The organism is Micromonospora sp. HK10, assembly GCF_000982955.1.
In the GTDB taxonomy this organism is placed as follows: domain Bacteria; phylum Actinomycetota; class Actinomycetes; order Mycobacteriales; family Micromonosporaceae; genus Micromonospora.
Map to the genome: position 1 here is coordinate 13,996 of NZ_KQ058696.1, position 22,462 is coordinate 36,457.

General features: G+C 74.1%; 22 protein-coding genes. 16 read left to right on the forward strand and 6 right to left on the reverse strand.

Features of this window, described 5'->3' with window-relative positions; genetic code table 11:
- Window positions 1-41: 41 nt before the first annotated feature.
- Window positions 42-740, forward strand: coding sequence for a CBS domain-containing protein (locus tag LQ51_RS04570; RefSeq protein ID WP_046563386.1), 699 nt, complete (start codon window positions 42-44; stop codon window positions 738-740).
- A gap of 71 nt (window positions 741-811) precedes the next feature.
- On the opposite strand, the gene LQ51_RS04575 is transcribed toward LQ51_RS04570, so the two are convergent.
- Genes LQ51_RS04575 through LQ51_RS04585 form a run of 3 tightly spaced genes read right to left on the reverse strand, consistent with a single transcriptional unit; the run spans window position 812 to window position 4,033 of the window.
- Entirely contained in the window at window positions 812-2,179 is a 1,368-nt protein-coding gene (locus tag LQ51_RS04575) for an MGH1-like glycoside hydrolase domain-containing protein (RefSeq protein ID WP_046563387.1), read from the reverse strand.
- Window positions 2,176-2,994, reverse strand: coding sequence for a sugar phosphate isomerase/epimerase family protein (locus tag LQ51_RS04580; protein WP_046563388.1), 819 nt, complete (start codon window positions 2,992-2,994; stop codon window positions 2,176-2,178). The genes LQ51_RS04575 and LQ51_RS04580 overlap by 4 nt, the downstream gene beginning before the upstream one ends.
- A gap of 1 nt (window position 2,995) precedes the next feature.
- Complete coding sequence (locus LQ51_RS04585; protein WP_046563389.1) at window positions 2,996-4,033, reverse strand: zinc-dependent alcohol dehydrogenase; 1,038 nt, start codon at window positions 4,031-4,033, stop codon at window positions 2,996-2,998.
- Between the two features lie 118 nt (window positions 4,034-4,151).
- Between LQ51_RS04585 and LQ51_RS04590 the strand changes: the two genes are divergently transcribed.
- The 4 genes from LQ51_RS04590 to LQ51_RS04605 are packed head-to-tail and all read left to right on the forward strand — an operon-like array spanning window position 4,152 to window position 8,021.
- Window positions 4,152-5,543 (forward strand): ABC transporter substrate-binding protein, encoded by a 1,392-nt coding sequence (locus tag LQ51_RS04590; protein WP_046563390.1) that lies wholly within the window; start codon window positions 4,152-4,154, stop codon window positions 5,541-5,543.
- A complete protein-coding gene (locus LQ51_RS04595) occupies window positions 5,540-6,499 on the forward strand; it encodes a carbohydrate ABC transporter permease (protein WP_046563391.1) in 960 nt (319 codons plus the stop codon). The genes LQ51_RS04590 and LQ51_RS04595 overlap by 4 nt, the downstream gene beginning before the upstream one ends.
- Window positions 6,499-7,365 carry a carbohydrate ABC transporter permease gene (locus tag LQ51_RS04600; protein WP_046563392.1) on the forward strand — a complete coding sequence of 289 codons (867 nt, stop codon included), beginning with the start codon at window positions 6,499-6,501 and terminating at the stop codon, window positions 7,363-7,365. Before LQ51_RS04595 ends, LQ51_RS04600 begins: the two co-directional genes overlap by 1 nt.
- A 53-nt stretch (window positions 7,366-7,418) precedes the next feature.
- A complete protein-coding gene (locus LQ51_RS04605) occupies window positions 7,419-8,021 on the forward strand; it encodes a class I SAM-dependent methyltransferase (RefSeq protein WP_046563414.1) in 603 nt (200 codons plus the stop codon).
- 109 nt (window positions 8,022-8,130) lie between these two features.
- Here the strand turns inward: LQ51_RS04605 and eccB are convergent, their stop codons facing one another.
- Entirely contained in the window at window positions 8,131-9,513 is a 1,383-nt protein-coding gene (gene eccB, locus LQ51_RS04610; protein ID WP_046563393.1) for a type VII secretion protein EccB, read from the reverse strand.
- Window positions 9,514-9,652: 139 nt separating this feature from the next.
- Here eccB and LQ51_RS04615 point away from each other — a divergent pair, with 139 nt between their 5' ends.
- The 11 genes from LQ51_RS04615 to LQ51_RS04660 all read left to right on the forward strand — a co-directional run bounded on the left by LQ51_RS04615 (window position 9,653) and on the right by LQ51_RS04660 (window position 18,728).
- The gene (locus tag LQ51_RS04615; RefSeq protein WP_046563394.1) at window positions 9,653-9,922 is read left to right on the forward strand and encodes a metal-sensitive transcriptional regulator; all 270 of its coding nucleotides are present in this window, start codon (window positions 9,653-9,655) and stop codon (window positions 9,920-9,922) included.
- Between the two features lie 121 nt (window positions 9,923-10,043).
- Window positions 10,044-11,444, forward strand: coding sequence for an MBL fold metallo-hydrolase (locus tag LQ51_RS04620; protein ID WP_046563395.1), 1,401 nt, complete (start codon window positions 10,044-10,046; stop codon window positions 11,442-11,444).
- 91 nt (window positions 11,445-11,535) lie between these two features.
- Window positions 11,536-12,135 carry a rhodanese-like domain-containing protein gene (locus LQ51_RS04625; RefSeq protein ID WP_046563396.1) on the forward strand — a complete coding sequence of 200 codons (600 nt, stop codon included), beginning with the start codon at window positions 11,536-11,538 and terminating at the stop codon, window positions 12,133-12,135.
- Complete coding sequence (locus LQ51_RS04630) at window positions 12,132-13,040, forward strand: sulfite exporter TauE/SafE family protein (protein ID WP_046563397.1); 909 nt, start codon at window positions 12,132-12,134, stop codon at window positions 13,038-13,040. The genes LQ51_RS04625 and LQ51_RS04630 overlap by 4 nt, the downstream gene beginning before the upstream one ends.
- Window positions 12,979-13,587, forward strand: a complete 609-nt coding sequence (locus LQ51_RS04635; protein ID WP_046563398.1) for a class I SAM-dependent methyltransferase — start codon at window positions 12,979-12,981, stop codon at window positions 13,585-13,587. Before LQ51_RS04630 ends, LQ51_RS04635 begins: the two co-directional genes overlap by 62 nt.
- A 119-nt stretch (window positions 13,588-13,706) precedes the next feature.
- Window positions 13,707-14,420 (forward strand): polyamine aminopropyltransferase, encoded by a 714-nt coding sequence (locus tag LQ51_RS04640; RefSeq protein ID WP_046563399.1) that lies wholly within the window; start codon window positions 13,707-13,709, stop codon window positions 14,418-14,420.
- Window positions 14,421-14,490: 70 nt separating this feature from the next.
- On the forward strand, window positions 14,491-14,652 hold the full coding sequence (locus LQ51_RS33255; protein ID WP_197087524.1) for a hypothetical protein: 162 nt from the start codon (window positions 14,491-14,493) through the stop codon (window positions 14,650-14,652).
- A 148-nt stretch (window positions 14,653-14,800) separates the two neighbouring features.
- Complete coding sequence (locus tag LQ51_RS04645) at window positions 14,801-16,483, forward strand: long-chain-fatty-acid--CoA ligase (RefSeq protein WP_046563400.1); 1,683 nt, start codon at window positions 14,801-14,803, stop codon at window positions 16,481-16,483.
- A gap of 44 nt (window positions 16,484-16,527) precedes the next feature.
- Window positions 16,528-17,616, forward strand: coding sequence for a winged helix DNA-binding domain-containing protein (locus LQ51_RS04650; protein WP_197087525.1), 1,089 nt, complete (start codon window positions 16,528-16,530; stop codon window positions 17,614-17,616).
- A 136-nt stretch (window positions 17,617-17,752) separates the two neighbouring features.
- Window positions 17,753-18,265, forward strand: coding sequence for a DinB family protein (locus LQ51_RS04655; RefSeq protein ID WP_197087526.1), 513 nt, complete (start codon window positions 17,753-17,755; stop codon window positions 18,263-18,265).
- Window positions 18,266-18,323: 58 nt separating this feature from the next.
- Window positions 18,324-18,728 carry a RidA family protein gene (locus tag LQ51_RS04660; RefSeq protein ID WP_197087527.1) on the forward strand — a complete coding sequence of 135 codons (405 nt, stop codon included), beginning with the start codon at window positions 18,324-18,326 and terminating at the stop codon, window positions 18,726-18,728.
- 7 nt (window positions 18,729-18,735) lie between these two features.
- Here LQ51_RS04660 and LQ51_RS04665 read toward each other — a convergent pair whose 3' ends face one another.
- Both LQ51_RS04665 and LQ51_RS04670 read right to left on the reverse strand, forming a co-directional pair.
- Window positions 18,736-20,553, reverse strand: coding sequence for an acyl-CoA dehydrogenase (locus LQ51_RS04665; protein ID WP_046563404.1), 1,818 nt, complete (start codon window positions 20,551-20,553; stop codon window positions 18,736-18,738).
- A 23-nt stretch (window positions 20,554-20,576) separates the two neighbouring features.
- Window positions 20,577-22,037: an ATP-binding protein gene (locus LQ51_RS04670; RefSeq protein WP_046563405.1), complete on the reverse strand. Its 1,461-nt coding sequence runs from the start codon at window positions 22,035-22,037 to the stop codon at window positions 20,577-20,579.
- Window positions 22,038-22,462 lie beyond the last annotated feature (425 nt).

The following is a 22,462-nucleotide window of genomic DNA, read 5'->3' on the forward strand; positions in this document are numbered from 1 at the left end:
CGTCGGTCCGTAGCGTCGGAGGCGGGAACGAGGAGGTCGCGATGCGTACGTGGCAGGTGCGGGACGTGATGACCACCGACGTGCTGTCGGTGCGGGAGGGCACGGCGTACCGGGAGGTCGTCGAGGTGCTGGCCGGCGGGCAGGTCACGGCGGTGCCGGTGGTGGACGGGACGCGGCAGGTGCTCGGGGTGGTCTCGGAGGCGGACCTGCTGTACAAGGTGGAGCTGCTGGGCCGGCCGCGGCAGCGGCGGGTCTTCGCCAGCCGGCACCGACGCGAGGCCCACGCGAAGGCGTCCGCCACCCTGGCCGCCGACCTGATGACCTCGCCCGCGGTCACCGTGGCCCCGGACGCCCCGCTGCCGGAGGCCGCCCGGATCATGGACGAGCGGCAGGTCAAACGGCTGCCCGTGGTCGACGACCTGGGCCGCCTGGTCGGCATCGTGACCCGGGGCGACCTGCTCAAGGTGCATCTGCGTCGGGACGCCGGGATCCGGTGGGACGTGGTCGACGTGCTACGCCGTACGCTCGGCGTGCCGTCCGGCGTGGTCGACGTGGCCGTCCACCGCGGCGTGGTGACCCTGACCGGGCAGGTCGACCGCTGGTCGACCCGGCACCTCGCGCTGCGGCTGACCCGCCAGGTGGGCGGCGTGGTCGAGGTGGTCGACGCGCTCGGCCACGCGATCGACGATTCGCCGATGGCAACGCTGCGGCCCGGCGCGACGCCGGCCGGCGTCGCCTGACGGCCACGACCGGGGTGGGCAGGCCGGCCTTGGCCGCGCCACCCCCGGTCGGGGAGCAGCGCGACCGCGGCTCAGCCCTCGGCGAGGGCGTCCAGCAGCAGCGCGGCCGTCCAGCTGAACGCCGGGGAGCCGAGCCCCGCCCCGGTGTCGGGGTGGAAGTACTCGTGGCAGCCGGCCCCGGCCACCAGGGCGAGCATCGACTCGCGCAGCCCAGCGGCCAGGTCGGGGCGGCCGTGGCCGAGCAGCCCCCGCCACACCAGCCAGCCGGTGTTGAGCCAGCTCGGGCCGCGCCAGTAGCGCAGCGGCTCGAAGTCCGGCGCGGTGCGGTCGTAGCTGGGCAGCGGGCGGTCCATCCGGGCGGCCAGGCCGAACCGGGGTGAACAGGCCTCGGCGAGCAGCGCCCGGACCTGGCGGTCGGGCAGGTCGGGCAGGATCAACGGGATCAGCCCGAGCACGGTGCGGGCCGGGACGAGCCGGTCGGTGCGCAGGTCGCGCGGGTGGAACGTGCCGGTGGCCGGATCCCAGAGACGGTCGATGAGGGCCTGGGTGGTGCGGGCGGCCCGGGCCCGGTGCGGCCCGGGGTCGGCGCCGATCACCGTGGCGATCCGGGCCAAAGCATGTTCGGCGGCGCCCAGCGCGGCGTTGACCAGCGGGCACTCCACCAGGAACGGGTGCCGCCCGGCGAGGCCGTCGTCCCGGTACCGGCCGGTCCGGTAGGACCGCACCAGGGCCACGTAGCGGGCGTAGTCGAGGTCGGTGGGGCGGTGCGCCGCGTCGGCGTGCGCGGTGTCGTGCCGGCGGTACGCCCGCATCACCGCCTCGTCGGCCGGTACGGCGGCCATCGGGGCGTCCCAGGCGGGGCTGTTGTCCAGCCCGGACTCCCACGGGTGCACGATGGCGGCGAGGCCGCCGCCGCCCACGTCCCGCCGCCCGCTCAGGTAGCGCTGCTGAGCGACCAGCCGTGGGTAGAGCCGGCGCAGCGCCGCCACCGACGCCGCCGAGGGGGCCCGGCGGTGCACCAGCCAGGCGGCCGGGGCGTGCACCGGTGGCTGGACGATGCCGGAGGTGGCTGCGGCCGGGGCACCGTCGGCGCGGGCGGCGTCCCAGAATTCCGGCCCGGGAAAGTACGCGCCGGCGCGCAGCGCCGGGTTGAACACGATGTGCGGCACCCGTCCGTCGGCCCACTGGGCGGCGAAGAGCGTGTCCAGTTCCCGCCAGGCCCGGTCGGGGCGGACGTGCGCCAGCCCGACGGCGATGAAGGCGGAGTCCCAGCTCCACTGGTGCGGGTAGAGGGTCCGCGAGGGCACGGTGTGGTCGTGCTCCCAGTTGGCGTCGAGGGTGGACACGGCCAGCCGGCGCAGGGCGGCGTGCCGTTCGGCGCCGGCCCGACCGGCGCCGTGCCGGCTGCCCGGCGCACCGCCGGAGGTGCCGGCCCTCATGCCGCCGCCCGCCGGTGCGGGGCCGGGCCGAGCACCGCGGCGGCCTGCCGCAGCGCGGCGACCGGTTCGCCGCGCAGCCGGCACTCCAGCGCCAGCCAGCCGGCGTAGCCGAGGTCGTCGAGGGTGCCCAGCAGCGCCGGCCAGTCCAGGTGACCGGCTCCGGGCTGGTACCGGTTGGAGTCGCTGACCTGCACGTGCCCCAGCCACGGCGCGGCGGCGCGCAGCGCCGCGTGGACGTCGTCCTCCTCGATGTTCATGTGGAAGGTGTCGGCGACGACGCGGACCGAGGGCAGGCCGACGGCCCGGCACAGGGCGACCGCCTCGTCGAGCCGGTTGACCATGTGGTCCTCGTACCGGTTGAGGGGTTCCAGGAAGAGGGCCACCCCCTCGGCGCGGGCGTGCTCGCCGAGTTCGCCGAGGGCGTCGACGAGCACCTGCCGGTCGCCCTCGGGCGGGCGGGGCGGCTCGAACGGCGGCAGGCGGCGGGAGAACATGCCCCAGGCGGCGGGGGTCATCGCGCCGATCCCGCCCAGCTCGGCGATGACCGAGAGCTGGGAGCGCAGGTTGCGTACCGCGTCGCGGGAGCGCGCCGGGTCGAAGTCGCCGATGAAGTGGTCCATCTCGACGCAGACGGTCGGCATGACCACGCCCTCGGCGCGGGCCCGGCGCAGCTCCGGCAGCCGCCGGGCGAGGGCCAGGTCGCCCCGGCCGCGCAGTTCGATGCCCTGGTAGCCGAGGGAGACGGCGAGGGCGTACTTGTCGGTCAGCCCGGTGCCGGGGAGCAGCTGCTCCTGGCAGGCGAGGGGGATGGTCATGTCAGAACCTCAGCACCACTTGGAGGACGTCACCGTCACCGCGGTCGAGCAGCGCCAGCGCGTCGGCCACCGCGCCCGCGTCGACGACGTGGCTCACCAGCGGCAGCGGGTCAACGCTGCCCTCGGCCACCAGGTCCATGAAGGTGTGGGCGATCCGGGGCCCGGTCCACCGGCCGGCCGTGCCGGGTGCCGGGGTGGGCCCGGAGACCTGGGCCGCCACCAGCTGGATCCGGTTGTGGTGGAACTCCTCGCCGAGTCCCAGCCCGTGGGCGTACCCCTGATAGAAGCCGGCGGCGACGACCCGGCCGGCGTGGGTGGTGGCGCGGATGGCCTCGTGCAGGGCCGGGTAGGACCCGGACAGCTCCAGGCAGACGTCGGCGCCGCGCCCGGCGGTGGCCGCGCGCAGCGCCGCGGCGGCCGAGTCGGTGGCGGCGTCGACGACCAGCCGGGCGCCGAGCCGGGCGGCGTGCTCCAGCCGGGTCGGCATCCGGTCGACGGCGACGACCCGCGCGCCGGACAGGACGGCGAGTCGGGTGCCGAGCAGCCCGATCACGCCCTGCCCGAAGACCCCGACCCAGTCGCCGAGGTGCAGGTCGCCGGCGAGCACCGCGGTCAACGCGATGGCGCCGGGACGGGCGAAGACGGCGGCCAGGGGGTCGAGCCCGGAGGCGAGCGGGGTGACCGCGGCGGCGGCCACGACGGCCTCGGCGCGGTGACCCCAGATGCCCCAGACCAGCTGCCCGGCATGGCGGTCGGGAACGTCGGGGGCCACCTCGACGACCTCGCCGACCTCCTCGTAGCCGAAGCCGACCACCGGGTACGGGGGCGCGGCCTGCCGGGGCACGAACATCCGGGCGGTGTCGTCCCAGTCCTTGCTGAGCCGGGGATTGCTGCCCCGGTAGAGGGTCAGCTCGGTGCCGGCGGAGATGCCGGAGTAGCAGGTGCGGACGCGGACCTGGCCCGGGCCGAGCGGGTCCGGGGGGCAGGGCTCCAGGCTCACGCGCCGGGGCCCGGCCAGAGAGACAACCCAGTTGGCCATGGCGTCGCTCCGAGGGAAGTGCCGACCCCGAGTCTAAACCAAATTATTGATAATTGTCTTGTAAATGATCAATCGAGGGGGTTGAATCCCTATGTACCCTTCGAGAGGAGTGCCACCGATGCCATCGCCCTCGATGCGGATCCTCGCCTCCACCCTGATCCTGGCAGTTGCCGGGACAACCCTGCTGGCCTGCGGTGACGATGATCCGAAATCCGACAATTCCCAGATAACCGTCTGGAGCCTGGAAGACGTCGCGGATCGGGTCAACGCCACCAAGGCCATCATCGCCGACTACACCGCCAAGACCGGCGTCAAGGTCAATCTGGTCACCGTGAACGAGGACCAGTTCCCCGCGCTCATCGCCTCCAGCGCCGCCGCCGGGGACCTGCCCGACGTGGTCGGCTCGGTCCCGCTCGCCGGGGTCCGCACCCTCGCCGGCAACGAACTGCTGGAGCCGGACGCCAACAAGCAGATCGTCGACAAGCTCGGCCGGGCCACCTTCTCACCCCGGGCACTCGAGCTGACCAGTGAGGACGGCAAGCAGCTCGCGGTGCCCAGCGACGGGTGGGGCCAGCTGCTGGTCTACCGCAAGGACCTGTTCGCCGCCGCCGGCCTGCCCGCCCCCGACACGTACGAGAAGATCGCCGCCGCGGCGGCGAAGCTGAACACCGGCGGCATCGCCGGCATCACCGCGGCGACCGCCCCCGGCGACGTCTTCACCCAGCAGACCTTCGAGCATCTGGCGCTGGCCAACAACTGCCAGCTCACCGACGACTCCGGCGCGGTGAAGCTGGACTCGCCCGAGTGCGTCGAGGCGTTCCGCTTCTACGGCGACCTGATGCGCGACCACTCAATCAAGGGCGCGCAGGACGTGGACACCACCCGGGCCACCTACTTCGCCGGCAAGGCGGCCATGCTGATCTGGTCGCCGTTCATCCTCGACGAGCTGGCCGGGCTGCGCAACGACGCCAAGCCGACCTGCCCGCAGTGCCAGTCCGACCCGGCGTGGCTGGCCAGGAACAGCGGCTTCGTCACCGCGATCAAGGGTCCCAACGGCACCGAGCCGGCGCAGTACGGTGAGATCAGCTCCTGGGCGGTGCTCGACGGCGCGGCCGACCCGGCGAGGTCCTTCGTGGAGTACATGCTCTCCGACGGCTACCCGCGCTGGTTCGGCATGTCGCCGGAGGGCCGCTTCCCGGCGCGTACCGGCACCGCCGAGGACAAGCAGAAGTTCCTCACCGCCTGGAACACGAGCCAGGCCGGGGTGGACCGCAAGCAACCGCTCGCCGCGGTCTACGGCGAGGACGTCCTCGACACCCTGCGCAAGAGTCCGGACACCTTCCAGCGGTGGGGGCTGCCGCAGGGGCAGGGCAAGCTGGTCGGCGCGATCCTCGGCGAGCTGCCCGTGCCGAAGGCGCTCGCGGACGTCATCGCCGGGAAGTCCGACGCCGCCGCGGCCGCGGGCCGGGCCAAGAAGGACGTCGAGGCGATCGCCAAGGGCGTCAATTGACCACCACCGCGCCAGAGGCCGGCCGCTCCCCCACCCGGGAGCGGCCCCGCCCCGGCAGACGCCCGCTCACCCTGCGCCGCCGCGAGTCCCGCGCCGGGCTCGCGCTGGTCACCCCCACCCTGCTCGTCGTGCTGGCGGTGATCGGCATACCCATCGTCTGGACCGTGGTGCTGGCCTTCCAGCGGGTACGCCTGGCCACCCTGCGCCGGACCGGCCTGTTCGGCGAGTTCACCCTGGACAACATCGACCGGGTGCTGCACACCCCCGGTTTCGCCGACACGCTCTGGACGACCGTCCTCTACAGCCTCGGCGGCACCTTCGGCTCGATCCTCGTCGGCCTGGTCGCCGCGCTGGTCGTCCGCCGGCCGTTCCGGGGCCGCACCGTCGTACGCGCGTCGATGCTGCTGCCGTACGTGGCCCCGGTGGTGGCGATGGCGTTCGTCTGGCAGGTGATGCTCGACCCGCAGCTCGGCATCGTCAACGACTGGGGGCAGCGGTTCCTCGGCTGGGACGAACCGATCCCCTTCCTGTCGCAGGAGTCCACCGCGCTCTGGACGGTCATCGCGTTCGAGGCGTGGCGGTACTTCCCGTTCGCGTTCCTGTTCCTGCTGGCCCGGCTCCAGGCGGTGCCGGCCGAGCTGGAGGAGGCGGCCCGGGTGGACGGGGCCACCCCGACCCAGCGTTTCCGGCACATCCTGCTGCCCCAGCTCATGCCGGTGATCGCGCTGCTCGGGGTGCTCCGGTTCATCATGACCTTCAACAAGTTCGACGACGTCTACCTGCTCACCGGCGGGGCGGCCGGCACCGAGGTGGTCAGCGTCCGGGTCTACCAGTTCCTCACCGCGCGCACCGACATCGGCGCGGCGGCGGCGCAGGCGGTCGTACTGGCCCTGGTGCTGATCGTGTTCGTGGTGATCTACCTGCGCTTCTTCACCGGGCGACGGGAGGACGCGTGATGGACCGGGACCGGATCGAGACGGTGAGCCTGCGCTGGCTGCGCCGAATGGTGATCGCCGTCTTCCTGCTCGTCACCCTGCTGCCGTTCTGGTACATGCTGGTGCTCTCGGTACGCCCGATCGAGCGGCTGCTGCTCGACCCCGGGTCGCTGCTGGTGCCGTTCGGCGAGCTGACCGTCGACACGTACACCGAGGTGCTCCGGTCGGTCGAGGACGGCGGGCAGGGTTTCCTCACCTTCATCCGCAACAGCGGCATCGTGGCGCTCTCCGCCACCGTGCTCACGCTGCTGGTCGCCATCCCCGGCGCGTACGCGGTGTCCCGCCTGCGGTTCTTCGGCCGGCGTCAGGTCAGCGCGTTGTTTCTGGCGGTCTACCTGTTCCCCTCGATCGTCATCGCGATCCCGCTCTTCGTGGTCTTCACCCGGGCCGGGCTGCGCGGGTCGCTGGTCGGGCTGGTGCTGGTCTACATCTCGCAGACGTTGCCGGTCTCGGTCTACATGCTGAAGAACTACTTCGAGACCATCCCGGTCAGCCTGGAGGAGTCGGCCGCGATCGACGGGGCCGGCCGGCTCGGCATCATCCGCCGGGTCAGCCTCCCGCTCGCCGCCCCGTCGGTGATGGCGGTCGCGCTCTACGACTTCATGATCGCCTGGAACGAGTTCCTCTTCGCGCTGCTCTTCCTCGTGGACCGGCCGAACCGGTGGACCGTGTCGCTGGGGCTGTCGCTGCTCTCCGACGGGGTGGAGGTGCCCAAGACGGTGCTGATGGCCGGGTCGGTGATCCTCACCCTGCCCATCGTGATCCTCTTCTTCGCCAGCGAACGGCTGCTCACCGAGGGGTTGACCAGCGGCGCCGAGAAGGGGTGATCGACCTTGCCGTCGACGCGCGGCCAACCAGCAAGATCAGCTACGGTGGCCGGATGGGCAAGCCGACGCGTTGGGTGACGGAGACCAAGCCAGGACACTCGCAGTGGTACATCGACCGGTTCCGCCAGCTGGCGGCCGAGGGGGCGGACCTGGCCGGTGAGGCCCGGCTGCTGGACGCCCTGGTGGCGCCGGGCGCGCGGATCCTGGACGCCGGCACCGGCACCGGCCGCGTCGCCGCCGCCCTGGCCGCCCGGGGGCACACCGTGGTCGGGGTGGACGCCGACCCGGCGCTGATCGAGGCCGCCCGGGTCGACCACCCCGGCCCGCGTTTCCTCGTCGCCGACCTGGCTGAGCTGGACCTGCCCGCCCAGGGCGAACCCGAGCCGTTCGACGCCGCGCTGATCGCCGGCAACGTGATGGTCTTCGTCGCACCCGGCACCGAGCCGGACGTGCTGGCCCGGGTCGCCGCGCACGTCCGCCCGGACGGCCTGGTGGTGGTCGGCTTCGACACCGGGCGCGGTTATCCGCTCGCCGACCTCGACGCCCACGCGGCGGCCGCCGGTCTCCGGCTGGAGCACCGCTTCGCCACCTGGGATCTGCGCCCCTGGCACGACGACGCCGACTGGGCGGTGACGGTCCTGCGCAAGCCGGCCTGAGCCGGCGACACCGGAGCGGCCCGTACCCCGGACGCCCGCCCCCGACGCGCCGGTCAGGCCGGGGCCGCGACGGCGGGCCCGTCAGGGCGGGGCCGCGACGGCGGGCCGGTCAGGCCGGGGCGGCGACGGCGCGGGCGGCGGCCGGGTCCAGCGGGCTGCCGGCGGGGACGAGGCTGACCAGGCTCGCCGGCAGCCGCAGCGGCCGGACGCCGGCGTAGCCGAGCATGCCGAGCACGTCGCCGCCGGTGAGCACGTACCGCCGGCCCAGGTCGGTGACCACGCTGACCGCGCCGCCGCCGGCGCCCGGCGCGGCGACCGACTCGACCACGGCGCCCCGGCCGGGCGCGACCAGCACCCGGTCGACGCGGCCACCCTGGTCGGCCGCGGTCGGGACGGCGGCGGAGAGGTCCGGCGGGGTGACGCCGACGCGGACCTCGCGTACCCCGGTGTCGTCGGCGGTCCGGGCGCAGAGCGCGCCGCCGTCGCCGGTGGCCAGCCGGGGCGGTGCGGCCGGTGGCGCGGACGGGCCGCCCGGTGCCCGATCGGGGACCTTCGGCAGGGCGGCGAAGCGGCCCAGCGTGATCGGCTCCGGGTCGTCCTGCCCGGTGCGGGCGAGCAGCAGGGCGGCCTGGAACTCGGTGATGCCGGCCAGGCCGTCCCGCTCGGCGACCGCGTACTGGCGGCCGCCTCCGGAGTTGCGCACCAGGTAGACGTCGCCGATGGTGGCGCCGCCGACCCGGTCGGACGGCTTGCCCATTCCGGGCAGCGCCGGCGGGGCCAGGTCGGCGCCGGCCGGCACGGTGTTGAGCAGCGCGGCGGCCACCGGCACGGCCCGGGCGCGGGTCGCGGCGAGCGCGGCGAGCACCCGGTCGGGGTCGCGCAGCCGGTAGCGGTGGTCGTGCCAGAGCAGGTGCAGGCCGCCGTCCGGGTGCCGCAGCAGCAGCCCCTGGTCGTCGAGCGGCCGGCCGCCGGCGGCCTCCCGCCCGATCAGCAGCGCGGAGCGGGCCTCGGCACGTCCCGGCTCGGCCAGGGCGAGGGAGCACACCGTCCAGGCGCCGGTGGCGAGTCGGCCGGCGGCGGGCAGCGAGTCCGGCGCGTCGGCGATGCCGAGCGGCAGGCCACGCGGCACGCCCTCGATCGAGCGCCGGGAGACCAGCACGGTCCTCGGCCGTTCCGTCCCGATGATCAGCAGCGCGGAGGCGTAGTTGAGCACCGGGTGCAGCTTGTCCTGCCGATAGACGAACCGCGCGCCGGACTCCTTCTCGACGATCACCGCGCCGGGGTCGCGCCAGCCGCTGCCGCCGCCGGCGAAGAGGCCGTACAGGGCGACCCCGCCGAGGGCGATCACCGCGACCAGCACGCTGGCCAGGCCCGCCCCGGCCAGCCGCCGGAACGGCGACTGCGCGGGATCGGTCTCCCGCAGCACCAGCGCCGCGACCGCCCGCTGCACGGTGAACTGGTACGAGTGGAGCTGGTCCTGCCGCGACGGCATCGGGCCCCTTCCGGCTGGTTCGTCGGCGGACAGGATAGCGCTCCGTCGATCCGTGGCGGACCCTCCGTGTCCGGCCCGGGACGGGTCCGGTGGCGGACCAGGTACCCCCAGGGGTATGCTGGGCGCAGGAGGTAGTGCCGTGAAGCTTCAGCCCGAGATGACCAGCGAGGCGCTGACCCGGCTCAAGCGGGCCCGGGGCCAGCTCAATGCCGTGATCGAGATGATGGAGAACGGCGAGGACTGCCGGGCCGCGTTGACCCAGCTCGCTGCGGTGTCGAAGGCGATCGACCGGGCCGGCTTCAAGATCATCGCGTCCGGGATGCGGCACTGCGGCGCGGCCCGCGACCGGGGCGAGGAGCCCGAGATGACCGAGGAGGAGCTGGAGAAGCTCTTCCTCGCCCTGGCCTGACCGAGGAACCCCCGCGCCCTACCGCGTGATCGCGGCGGGGGCGGGTAATCCGTACCCATGAACCTGGGTCGAATTCTGTCCACCACATACCCCCCGGGGTATATAGGAAGGAACACCGCACATGGCAGTCGACGTGTCCGTGATCGCGACGTCCTCGCTGGGCGACCGCAGCTACCTGGCCACCGACGGCCGGGTGGCGATCGTGGTCGACCCCCAGCGCGACATCGACCGGATCCTGTACCTGGCCGGGGCCAAGGGGGTCCGGGTCACCCACGTGGTGGAGACGCACATCCACAACGACTACGTCTCCGGCGGCCTGGAACTCGCCCGGATCACCGGGGCCCGCTATCTGGTCGCCGCCGCCGACCAGGTCGGCTTCGACCGGACACCGGTCACCGACGGTGACGTCGTGGCCGTCTCCGACGCGCTGCGCCTGCGGGTGATCGGCACGCCGGGCCACACCTTCCACCACCTGTCGTACGTCCTCGACGAGGCCGCCGGCGGTGGCTGGCAACCCACCGGCGTCTTCACCGGCGGCTCCCTGCTGTTCGGCACCACCGGACGCACCGACCTGCTCGGCCAGCAGCACGCCCACGAACTGGCCCAGCACCAGCACGCCTCGGCCCGGCGGCTGGCCCACCTGCTGCCCGACGGGGCCCAGGTGTGGCCCACCCACGGCTTCGGCAGCTTCTGCTCGGCCAGCCAGGCCGACGCCCCCGACTCCACGATCGGGCGGGAGAAGCAGGCCAACCCGGTGTTGCGGCTGGCCGCGGACGAGTTCGTCACCGAGACCCTCGCCGGCCTGGACGCGTACCCGGCCTACTACGCCCACATGGGCGTGGCGAACGGCGCCGGGCCCGCGCCGGTCGACCTCACCCCGGTCACCCGCGCCGACGCCGCCGAACTCCGGGACCGGATGGCCGCCGGCGAGTGGGTGGTGGACCTGCGACACCGCAAGGCGTACGCGGCCGCGCACCTGGCCGGCACGGTCAGCCTGGGCCTCGACGGCCCGATGTCGACCTGGCTGGGCTGGCTGATCGACTGGGGCACCCCGATCACCCTGCTGGCGGAGACCCCGGAGCAGGTCGCCGACGCCCAGCGGGAGCTGGTCCGGATCGGCATCGACCGGCCGGCCGCGCAGGCCACCGGCCCGGCCGAGCGGTGGGCCGACGGGGCCGACCAGCTCCGCGAGCTGCGGATGGCCGACTTCCCGGCCCTGGCGGCGGCGCGCACCGGCGCCGTCCCGGCCGGGCTGCCCGCGCCCGACGTCGTGCTCGACGTCCGGATGACCAACGAGTGGCGGGCCGGCCACGTCGAGGGCGCGGTGCACATCCCGCTGCCCGACCTGCCCCGGCGGCTCGCCGACGTGCCGGCCGGCGCGGTCTGGGTGCACTGCGGCTCCGGCTACCGCGCCACCGCCGCCGCGTCGCTGCTGAGCAACGCCGGCCGCGACGTGGTCGTGATCGACGACGCGTTCGGCACGGCCGCCGCGGCCGGCGTCGCCATCACCGACAACGCCTGACCCGAGCCCGGGGCTCCGGCCGGCGCACCGCGCGCCGGCCGGCACCCCGCCCTGCCGGTAATCCGAGTCATTCATCCCAGAAAGAGGCGATATGAGCACCTCCGAGACCACCCGCCCGGCCACCCTGGACGCCGCCGGCCTGCGGGAGCTGATCGACGCCGGGCGCGCCCCCCGCCTGCTCGACGTACGCACTCCCGCCGAGTTCGAGACCGTGCACATCCCCGGCGCCTACAACGTCCCGCTGGACCTGCTCAAGGAGCACCGCGCGGAACTGCGCGCCCACCTCGACGAGGACGTGGTGCTGATCTGCCGCTCGGGTGCCCGGGCCACCCAGGCCGGCCAGACGCTCGCCGGGGTCGGCCTGCCGAACGTGAAGATCCTCGACGGCGGGATGCTGGCCTGGCAGGCGACGAACGCGCCGGTCACCCAGGGCGCGCCGCGGTGGGACCTGGAGCGGCAGGTCCGCCTGGTCGCCGGCTCGATCGTCCTGCTCAGCGTCCTCGGTTCGATCGCCGTACCCGGCCTCAAGTGGGTCGCCGGCTTCATCGGCGCCGGCCTCACCTTCGCCGCGCTCACCAACACCTGCGCGATGGGCATGCTGCTGAGCAAGCTGCCGTACAACCGGGGGGCCAGCTGCGACCTGGACAGCGTGGTCGGCCAGTTGCGCGACCGAACCGCGGGGCGACCGTGACCGGCACACTGCTGCTGACCGTCGGGCTGGCCGTCCTGATCGGGGTCAGCCTCGGCCTGCTCGGCGGCGGCGGGTCGATCCTCGCCGTACCGCTGCTGGTCTACGTGGCCGGCCTGCCGGCCAAGGAGGCGATCGCCACCTCCCTGCTCGTCGTCGGCGCCACCAGCGCGGTCGGCGTGCTGCCACACGCCCGGGCCGGGCGGGTCCGCTGGCGTACCGGTCTGATCTTCGGCCTGGCGGGCATGACCGGCGCCTACGCCGGCGGCCGGCTGGCGGCGTTCGTCCCGGCCGGGCTCCTGCTCACCGGCTTCGCCCTGATGATGCTGGCCACCGCGGTCGCGATGATCCGCGGCCGGCGCGCCACCGAGGGCCGCCCAGCGCCGCACGAGTTGCCGGCGGCCCGGGTGATCCTGGACGGGATCGTGGTCGGGCTGGTCACCGGCCTGGTCGGCGCGGGCGGCGGCTTCCTGGTGGTGCCCGCCCTGGCCCTGCTCGGCGGCCTGCCGATGCCGGTCGCCGTCGGCACCTCCCTGGTGGTCATCGCCATGAAGTCCTTCGCCGGACTCGCCGGCCACCTGTCCAGCGTGAGCATCAACTGGGGTCTCGCGCTCGCGGTGACCGCGGCCGCCGTCGCCGGTAGCTTCCTCGGCGGGCGGCTCGCCGGGAAGATCCCCGCGGCGCTGCTGCGCCAGGCGTTCGGCTGGTTCGTCGTGGTGATGGGCGTCTTCGTCCTCGCCCAGCAACTGCCGCCACGTCCGGCACTCGGCCTCGTTGTCGTGGGAGCGCTTGCCGTAGCCGGTACGGTCACGGTGGCGGGGGTGCGCCGCCGAAGGAGGGAGCACAGTGGACAGCAGCGCCTGGGACGCCCGGTACGCGAACACGTCGGGGCTGGTGTGGAGCGCTGAACCGAACCGCTTCGTGGTGGAGTCGGTCACCGGGTTGACCCCCGGCGCCGCGCTCGACCTGGCCGCCGGCGAGGGACGCAACGCGGTCTGGCTGGCCGAGCAGGGCTGGCGGGTCACCGCCGTGGACTTCTCGCCGGTGGCCGTCGAGCGGGGCCGTGAGCTGGCCGCCGCGCGGGACGTGCCGGTCGAGTGGCGGGTCGCGGACGTCACCGCGTACCGGCCGGTGCCGGGCAGCTACGACCTGGTGCTGATCAGCTACCTGCACCTGCCCGCCCCGGCCCTGGCCGGCGTGCTCGACTCGGCCCGGCAGGCGCTGCGGCCCGGCGGCACCCTCGTCCTCGTCGGCCACGACCTGGCCAACCTGCGCGGCGGCATCGGCGGGCCGCAGGATCCGGCGGTGCTGCTCACCCCGGAGACGGTCGTCGACGGGCTCGCCGGTCTGCGCATCCAGCGCGCCGAGACGGCGCGCCGGCCGGTGCCCACCGGCGACGGCGGCAGCGTCGACGCCCTCGACACGGTCGTCGTCGCCACCCGGTCGGCCGACTGACGCATCCCCCGGCGACCCGGCTCACGGACGCCGGAAACCGGCCGGACGCTGCGGAAAACCGCGCGCCGACCGGGCGGGTCGATACCATCCGGTGACGGCACGGCGGAGAGGACCACCGGGTGGGCGCACGATTCGAGGAACTGGCCTGGCGGGAGACCCCGATCGGCGAGATCAGCCTGCGCCGGCGCCGCGACCCGTCGCTGGACGTCGACGTGTACGAGGTCAAGCTCGACGACGAGTTCCTGATGTCCAGCCTCTTCCCGGTCGCGGAGATCGAACTGGCCCGGCTCGGGCTGGCCCCGCTCGGCGACCAGCCGCTGGACGTGGTGGTGGGTGGGCTCGGCCTCGGCTACACGGCGCGCACCGCGCTCGAGGACCCCCGGGTACGCGACCTGCTGGTGGTCGAGGCGATCGAGGACGTGATCGACTGGCACCGCCGCGACCTGCTGCCGTTCACCGCCGGGCTGGCCGCCGACCCGCGGACCCGGTTCGTCCGGGCGGACTTCTTCGCGGCGGTCGCCGCCGGAACGGGCTTCGATCCGGACTCGCCCGGCCGGCGGTTCCACGCCGTGCTGCTCGACGTGGACCACTCCCCCCGGCAGGTGCTGCATCCCAGCCACGCCGACTTCTACACGGTCGACGGGCTGCGCCGGCTGGCCGCGCTGCTGCACCCGGACGGGGTGTTCGCGCTCTGGTCGAACGATCCGCCCGACCAGGCGTTCCAGCGGGTGCTGACCGCGGTCTTCCCGACCTCGGTGGCGCACGTGGTCCGCTTCCCCAACCCGTTGCAGGGCCGCGAGGCCGCGAACACCGTCTACGTGGCCCGCTTCTGACCGGTCGCCGGGCATGGTCCGGCCCGGAACGGGAAGGCGGGTGGCCTGCCGTCCGCACGGGAGGTCGAACATGCGCGCACTGCTCTGGGTGATCGGCGTCGTCGCCGCGATCCTCATCCTGCTCGGGCTGTTCCTGGAGGCGCTCCGCTGGCTGATCATCATCGGCGTCATCGCGGCGATCGTGCTGATCATTCTCGCCTTCGTCCGGGGCCGGCGGACGATGCAGCGGTAGCGCCGCTGACCCGTGGGCCGGCCGGGTCCGGCGTGCCGCCGTTCACCCCGGAGGCAGCGACGTCGGCGTAGGTTACCAGCTGGTAAGTTGGCGGGGTGGTGGCCGATCGTGTCCGCTCGGCCACCCCCGGCCACGAGGAGAGACGGCGATGGACGCGACCGCCGAGCGCCCCTGGATCCGCAGCTACGCCCCGGGCGTGCCGGCCACCGTGGCCGCACCCGACGGCTCGCTGGTCGACCTGCTGGCCGGCGCCGCCCGCCGGTACGGCGACCGTGTCGCGCTGGACTTCTTCGGCGCCACCACCACGTACACCGACCTGGCCGACCAGGTGGCCCGCGCGGCGGAGGCACTGCGCCGGCTGGGCGTGGCCCGCGGTGACCGGGTCGCCCTGGTGCTGCCCAACTGCCCACAGCACGTGGTCGCCTTCTACGCGGTGCTGCGCCTCGGCGCCGTGGTGGTCGAGCACAACCCGCTCTACACGGCGCAGGAGCTGGCGCAACAGCTCACCGACCACGGCGCCGAGGTGGCGGTGGTCTGGGACAAGGTCGCCCCGCTGGTCGCCGGCCGCGGCGCGGTCCGCACCGTGGTCGCCGTCGACCTGACCGCGGCGCTGCCGCGGCTCAAGCGCTGGGCGCTGCGGTTGCCGCTGCCCAAGGTGCGCGCCGCCCGCGCCGCGATGACCGCCCCGGCGCCCGGCACGCACGCCTGGTCGGCGCTGGTCGCGGGCGCGCCGCCGCTGGCCACCGACCATCCCGCGCCCGCCGTGGGCGACGTCGCGCTGCTGCAGTACACCGGCGGCACCACGGGCGTCCCGAAGGGCGCCGTCCTGACCCACCGCAACCTGCGGGCCAACGCCGCGCAGGGCCGGGCGTGGGTGCCCGGCCTGCGGGACGGCGCCGAGACCGTCTACGCCGTGCTGCCGCTGTTCCACGCGTACGGGCTGACGCTGTGCCTGACCTTCGCGGTGAGCATCGGCGCCACCCTGGTGCTCTTTCCCCGGTTCGACCTCGACCAGGTGCTCGACGCGGTCCGTCGTCGCCCGCCGACGTTCCTGCCGGCCGTCCCGCCGATCTACGCGCGGCTCGCCCTGGCGGCCCGGGAACGCGGCGTGGATCTCACCTCGATCCGGTACGCCATCTCCGGCGCGATGACGCTCCCGCCGGCGACGGTGGATCTGTGGGAGTCGGTGACCGGCGGCCTGCTCGTCGAGGGGTACGGGATGACCGAGACCTCCCCGATCACCCTCGGCAACCCGGTCGCACCCACCCGCCGTCCCGGTACCGTCGGCGTGCCCTTCCCCTCCACCGACGTCCGCATCGTCGATCCGGCGGACCCGACCCGGGACCGGCCGCCCGGCCAGCCCGGTGAGCTGCTGATCCGTGGTCCACAGGTATTCGCCGGCTACTGGAACCGCCCGGAGGAGACGGCGAAGGTGCTGCTCCCCGGCGGCTGGCTGCGCACCGGGGACATCGTCACCATGGACGCCGACGGCTTCGTGACGGTGGTCGACCGGATCAAGGAGCTGATCATCACGGGCGGGTTCAACGTCTACCCGTCCGAGGTAGAGGAGGCGCTGCGCCGGGTGGCCGGGGTCCGGGAGGCCTGCGCCGTCGGCGTGCCCGTCGCCGCCGGCGGCGAGGACGTGGTCGCCGTGGTGATCCTCGACCCGGGGGCCGGGACGGACCCGGAGTCGGTCCGGTCGGCCTGCCGGCAGCACCTCGCCGGCTACAAGGTGCCCCGCCGGGTCGTGGTGGCCGACGAGCTGCCGCGCTCCCAGATCGGCAAGATCCTCCGCCGCGAGGTCCGCGACCGGTTGCTCGCCGACGACTGAGCCGCCGCGTGCGGGCTGTCGGCGGTGCTGCCTATGGTGTGCGGGTGGTCGATCGTCGTCAGGTGCTGACCTTCCGGGTCCGGGCCCAGCAGCTCGACCGGGCCGGGGGCTCGCTCGCGGACACCGCCGTGCTCGACATCGGGGTGCAGGACACCGGCCCGGACGGCGCCCGGTGGGCGCTCGCCGTTCGCGGTGTCGACGTGACCGCGCTCGACGACGAGGAGCTGGTCCTGCTCTGGACCGTGCGCGGCGCGCCCCACCTCTACCGCCGCGCCGAGCTGCCGGCGGTGGCCGCCGCGGTCGCGCCGTTCTCCGACGCCGACGCCGGCAAGCGCATCTACGACGCCGCCAAGCCGTTGAAGGCGGCCGGCATCGGCATCCTGGCCGCCCTCGACGAGGTAGCCGACCGGATGCGCGCCATCGTCACCGAACCGACCGTCAAAGGCGACGTCTCCGGCCGGCTGGGCGAGCTGCTGCCCGAGCCCTACCTGCGGTCCTGCCGGCCCTGTAACGCCACCCACGTGTACGAGATGCCGTTCCGGCTGGCCGCGCTGCGGGCCGGGCTGGAGCTGCGGCTCGACACGTCGCCGCCGGTCCTGCAACGGATCGGCGGGTTCCGGAAGGCGGCCACCCCGGGTGACCGGTTCGACCTGATCCGCGCCTACCTGCGGCTGCTCGGTCCGGCCACCCCGCAGCACGTCGCCGGCTACCTCGACGCCCCGGTCAAGGAGGTGAAGGCGCACTGGCCGCGGGACGTGGTCGAGGTGCCGGTCGACGGCGAGGCCCGGTGGCTGCTCGCCGCCGACGAGCCGGCGCTCACCTCGGCCGGCGCCCCGGTGACCCGCCTGCTCGGCCCGTACGACCTCTTCCTCCAGGGCAAGGACCGGGACACCCTGGTGCCGGACCGGGCGCGGGCCAAGGAGCTGTGGCCGGTGCTGGGCCGCCCGGGCGCGGTCCTGGTCGACGGCGACCTGGTCGGCACCTGGCGTCCCCGCAAGTCCGGCAAGGCTCTGACGGTCACCGTCCAGCCCTGGCAGAAGCTGCCCGGGGCCACCCGCGAGGCGGTGACCGACGAAGCCGAGCGGCTCGCCGCGTACCGTGGCGTCTCCCTCGCCGGGGTCGACTTCGCCTGAACCGGCCGGTCGGGCCGGCGGGTGTCCTGCCGCCGATGTCGGGCCGGCTGTCCGGAATCGGCGGTGCCGTTCGTCAGGTATGTCGAGTCGACGCGACGCCAGTTGCCGCCGCGTCATCTGACCTACGGAGGACGCCGTGCCACTACCAGCCATGCCGATCGAGACCGACCTGCTCCTCGCGCACCTGAACGGCCAGCGCCAGCACGTGCTGGGCATCCTGGACGGGCTTGACGAGGACGCGCTGCGCCGGCCGGTGCTGCCGTCGGGCTGGAGCTGCCTCGGCCTGGTACGCCACCTCACCGAGGACGTCGAGCGCTTCTGGTTCCGCTGCGTCATGGGCGGCGAGCCGACGGCCATCGTCGCGCTGAGCCAGGGCACGGAAGCCTGGCAGGTCGACCCGGACGTCCCGGCCGCCGTGGTGCTGGACCGCTACCGGCAGGAGATCGACCGGGCCAACGCGGTCCTCGCCGGCACACCGCTGGACGCCCCGCCCGCCTGGTGGCCGCCGGACCAGCTCGGCGACTGGCGGCTGGCCAGCGCGCGGGAGGTCATCCTGCACGTGATCACCGAGACCGCGTGCCACGCCGGTCACCTGGACGCGGTCCGGGAACTCATCGACGGCCGGACCTGGCTGGTCATCACCACCTGACCGGGGAGCGCGACGCCGGGTACCGTGCCGCGGTCGCATTTCTGGGATGCTCTCTCCCGTGACGAGTTTCCGCCGCCGGGTGACATCGGGATCACCCCTGGAACCGGAGATCGGCTTCTCCCGCGCCGTGCGGGTCGGACCGTACGTCTCCGTGGCCGGCACCGCGCCGATCGCCGACGACGGCACCACCACCGCTCCCGGCGACGTCTACGCCCAGTCCGTACGCTGCCTGGACATCGCCGAACACGCGCTGCGCGAGGCCGGCGCGACGCTGGCCGACGTGATCAGGACCCGGGTCATGCTCGTGGACATCGACCGCTGGCGGGAGGCGGCGCGGGCGCACGGCGAACGCTTCGCCGAGGTGCGACCCGCGTGCACCTTTGTGGAGGTGTCGCGGTTCATCGATCCGGAGTGGTTGGTGGAGTTCGAGGTCGACGCCGTCGTGCCGGACGAGCGCCGGTAGGGCAAGGTCAGAACCAGTTCTCCCGGGCGTCCAGCGTGGTCCGGTCCAGGCTCTCGAGCAGGTCGAACTGCGGCCCGGTCCGGGGCAGTTCGTAGCGGAAGAAGTACCGGGCGGCCTGCCGCTTGCCGGCGAGGAAGTCACCCTCCGCGCCGTCGCGCGGGCCCAGCGCCTCGACCGCGAGCACCTGCTCCAGCCACATCCAGGCGATCACCACATGCCCGACGGCCTCCAGGTAGAGGCTGGCGTTGGCCAGGGCCAGCTCGGGGTCGCCGGTGCCGTGCAGCCGGCGGGTCACCAGGGCGATCCGGTCCACGGCCGTACCGAGCGGCGCGGCCAGTTCGGCGGCCAAACCCTCGGCCTTCCAGGCCCGGGTCACCGTGGCGCGGATCGTCTCCAGCAGCAGCTCCAGCCCGGCCCCGCCGCGCATGGTGACCTTGCGGCCGAGCAGGTCGAGGGCCTGGATGCCGTGCGTCCCCTCGTGGATGGGGTTGAGCCGGTTGTCCCGCCAGTGCTGCTCGACGTCGTAGTCGCGGGTGTAGCCGGCGCCGCCGTGCACCTGGATGGCCAGGTCGTTGGCGGCCAGGCACCACTGCGACGGCCAGCTCTTGGCGATCGGGGTGAGCAGGTCCAGCAGCAGGCGGGCGCGGGCCCGGTCGGCCTCGGCGGGGGCGGTCTTCTCCTCGTCGAGCAGCCGCCCGCAGTAGAGGATCAACGCGAGCGCGCCCTCCACGTAGCTCTTCTGGGCCAGCAACATCCGGCGTACGTCGGGGTGGGCGATGATCGGCACCTGCGGCGCCGTGGGGTCCTTGTCGGCGACGGGCCGGCCCTGCGGGCGCTGCCGGGCGTAGTCGAGGGACTTCAGATAGCCGGTGTAGCCGAGGGCGGTGGCGCCGGCCCCCACTCCGATGCGCGCCTCGTTCATCATGTGGAACATCTGCGCGAGCCCCTGGTGCGGCTCGCCGACCAGGTAGCCGACCGCCCCGGCCCGCCCGTACGGCCGGTGCACGCCCTCGCCGAAGTTGAGCAGGGTGTTGGTGGTGCCCCGGTAGCCCAGCTTGTGGTTGAGGCCGACCAGCACCACGTCGTTGCGCGGTCCGAGCGCGCCGTCCTCGTCGAGCAGCACCTTCGGCACGATGAACAGCGAGATGCCTTTCACCCCGGGCGGCCCGCCGGGGATCCGGGCCAGCACCAGGTGCACGATGTTCTGGGCCAGCTCGTGGTCCCCGCCGGAGATCCACATCTTGGTGCCGACGAGCCGGTAGGTGCCGTCGTCCTGCGGGGTGGCCCGGGTGGTGATGTCCGCCAGCGAGCTGCCGGCCTGCGGCTCGGACAGGCACATGGTGCCGAAGAACCGGCCCTCGATCATCGGCCGGACCCAGGTGTCGATCTGCTCGGCGCTGCCGTGGGTGAGCAGCAGGTTGGCGTTGCCCCGGGTGAGGAACGGGTACGCGGCGGTGCCGACGTTGGCGGCGTGGAACCAGGCGAAGCAGCCTTCCGCCACGGCGTGCGGCAACTGCATCCCGCCGACCGTCTCGTCCATGGTGGCCGACAGCAGCCCGGCCTCGGCGAACACGTCCAGGGCCGCCTTGACCTGCGGGATGATCCGTACCCGGCCACCGTCGACGGTGGGTTCGGTGGCATCGGCGGCCTTGTTGTGGGTGGCGAAGTGCTCGGCGGCGATCTGGGCGGAGAGGTCCAGCACCGCGTCGAAGGTCTCCCGCGAGTGCTCGGCGTAGCGGGGCCGCTCGGTCAGCCGGGTCACGTCGAGCCAGTCGTAGAGCAGGAACGCCAGATCACGACGGGACAGCAGGGTGGACGACGACACGGTGCTCCTTCCGTGGGCCGTCGTCAGCCGCGGCGCAGCCCCGCGACGGCCTCCCGCAGCTCATCCTGGCTGATCGGCGCGGCCGGCGCACCCACCGTCGCCTCCCGCATCGCCTTGGCGAGTTGCACCCGGCGCAGCACCTCGCGCAGATCGGCGCCGGTGAGCCCGGCGGTCTCCGCGGCCAGCGCCACGGGGTCGACGTCGGCGGCGAACATCCGGAACCCGGGGCGCTCGTGCCGGTCGATCAGTTCGCGGATCATCTTGGTGATGATCTCTGCGCGGCCGGCCTCGTCCGGCGCCGGGATGGCGATCTTGAGGTCGAAGCGCCCGGAACGGATCAGCGAGGCGTCCACCCGCTGCGGGAAGTTGGTGGTGGCCACCACGATCACGTTCGGGTTCTCCTCGAACAGGGTGTTCATCTCCTGTTTGAAGATGCCGGCGACCGCATTGACCGCCTGGCTGGCGGCGTCCCCACCGGCCCCCGCGTAGCTGATGATGCTGTCGAACTCGTCGAAGAGCATCACGGTGGGCCGCCGGTAGCGGCGCGCCTCCCGGAAGATCCGCTTGATGTTGCGCTCCGAGCCGCCGAGGTACTTGTCCAGGATCTCCGGGGTGCGGATCTCCACGAAGTCCGCGCCGACCTCGTTCGCGAGGGCCCGGGCCAGCATGGTCTTGCCGGTGCCCGGCGGCCCGTACAGCAGGATGCCCTGCGGGCGGCGGGCGCCCCAGCGGGCCATCACCTGCGGGTGCCGGAACGACACCGCGACCTCGCGGAACCGGGCCACCACGTCGGCCAGGCCGCCGACCTGGTCGAGGGTGACCGCCGCGCTGCCGGCCGGCGCCGCGGTGGCCACGCTCCCGCCCACCGTGTACGACCGGCCGCGCAGCACCGCCGGCTCCGGACCGTCACCAGCCAACTCGCGTACGGTCTGCAGCACCACCCCGAGCATGGCGTGCAGGTGGGCGGGGGTCACCTCGGCGCTGGGCACGGCGGCGCGCACGGTCAGCGCGCCACCGTCCTGGCTGACCTTCGGACGCAGGCCCAGCTTCTCGGCGGTGCGCAGCACGTCCTGCCCGGCCCGGTCGCGGGGCGGCTCGGCGAGCGCGGTGTCGGCCGGGCGCAGCCCCAACCGCCGGCCAGCCTCCGCGGCCACCCGGCCGACGCCGGCGGCCAGCCCGTCCCCGGTACGCGCGGCCAGCCGCTGGGCGAGCAGCAGACCCACCGGCCCGGCCAGTCCCAGCGCGAGCAGCCCGACCGTCGAGCCCGGCCCGTCGACCCGCAGGTACGCCTCGAAGCGGTGCAGCCCGTCGGCGGCCCGCACGGTGCTGCGCACCTCACGGACCGGGGCGGGAAAGTCGGTGCCGCCGAGCAGCTCGACCGGGCCGGCCTCGGCGGCGCTGAGCAGCACGGCGGCATCCACGACGGTGACCCGGGCGCCGACCAACGTGATCGTCTCCTGGTCCGGCCTGACCTCGTAGCCCATGCGTCCACGTCCCTCGGTGCGGCGGTCCCCGCTGCCGAGTCTGACACCGGCCCACCCCGGCTGCCACCGCAGCGCGCCCCCGGCCGGGCCCGCCGCTCACTCCCCCGGCTGGACGGGGATGCGGCCGGCGGCCACGGCCGGCGCCCGGTTGCTAGGTTCTACCTGGCATTTTCGGTAGGGACGGGGAGAAGGGCGCGGGTATGCCGCAGGCGAGATGGCCGGCCGACGGCGAGGAGCCGGACCGGCCGACGACCGACGGCATCGACCGGCGGGAAGCCGCCGCGGCCCCGCGACCGTCCGGCGCCGTCTACGGCCGACGGGTGGACGGCCCGCCGGAGCCGAACCCGGGCGGCCCGGCCAGCCCCGGCGGCCAGGTGTACGGCCGTCCGGTCGGGCCGCCACCACCCGCGACACCGCACCCGCAG

Excerpts from the sequence above, each read along its gene's own strand:
- LQ51_RS04620 (WP_046563395.1), top strand. The coding sequence starts at position 10,044 with ATGGCAGTCGACGTGTCCGTGATCGCGACGTCCTCGCTGGGCGACCGC.
- LQ51_RS04575 (WP_046563387.1), bottom strand. The coding sequence starts at position 2,179 with ATGAGGGCCGGCACCTCCGGCGGTGCGCCGGGCAGCCGGCACGGCGCC.
- LQ51_RS04670 (WP_046563405.1), bottom strand. The coding sequence starts at position 22,037 with ATGGGCTACGAGGTCAGGCCGGACCAGGAGACGATCACGTTGGTCGGC.
- LQ51_RS04570 (WP_046563386.1), top strand. The coding sequence starts at position 42 with ATGCGTACGTGGCAGGTGCGGGACGTGATGACCACCGACGTGCTGTCG.
- LQ51_RS04585 (WP_046563389.1), bottom strand. The coding sequence starts at position 4,033 with ATGGCCAACTGGGTTGTCTCTCTGGCCGGGCCCCGGCGCGTGAGCCTG.
- eccB (WP_046563393.1), bottom strand. The coding sequence starts at position 9,513 with ATGCCGTCGCGGCAGGACCAGCTCCACTCGTACCAGTTCACCGTGCAG.
- LQ51_RS04590 (WP_046563390.1), top strand. The coding sequence starts at position 4,152 with ATGCCATCGCCCTCGATGCGGATCCTCGCCTCCACCCTGATCCTGGCA.
- LQ51_RS04625 (WP_046563396.1), top strand. The coding sequence starts at position 11,536 with ATGAGCACCTCCGAGACCACCCGCCCGGCCACCCTGGACGCCGCCGGC.
- LQ51_RS33255 (WP_197087524.1), top strand. The coding sequence starts at position 14,491 with ATGCGCGCACTGCTCTGGGTGATCGGCGTCGTCGCCGCGATCCTCATC.
- LQ51_RS04600 (WP_046563392.1), top strand. The coding sequence starts at position 6,499 with ATGGACCGGGACCGGATCGAGACGGTGAGCCTGCGCTGGCTGCGCCGA.
- LQ51_RS04605 (WP_046563414.1), top strand. The coding sequence starts at position 7,419 with ATGGGCAAGCCGACGCGTTGGGTGACGGAGACCAAGCCAGGACACTCG.
- LQ51_RS04580 (WP_046563388.1), bottom strand. The coding sequence starts at position 2,994 with ATGACCATCCCCCTCGCCTGCCAGGAGCAGCTGCTCCCCGGCACCGGG.
- LQ51_RS04645 (WP_046563400.1), top strand. The coding sequence starts at position 14,801 with ATGGACGCGACCGCCGAGCGCCCCTGGATCCGCAGCTACGCCCCGGGC.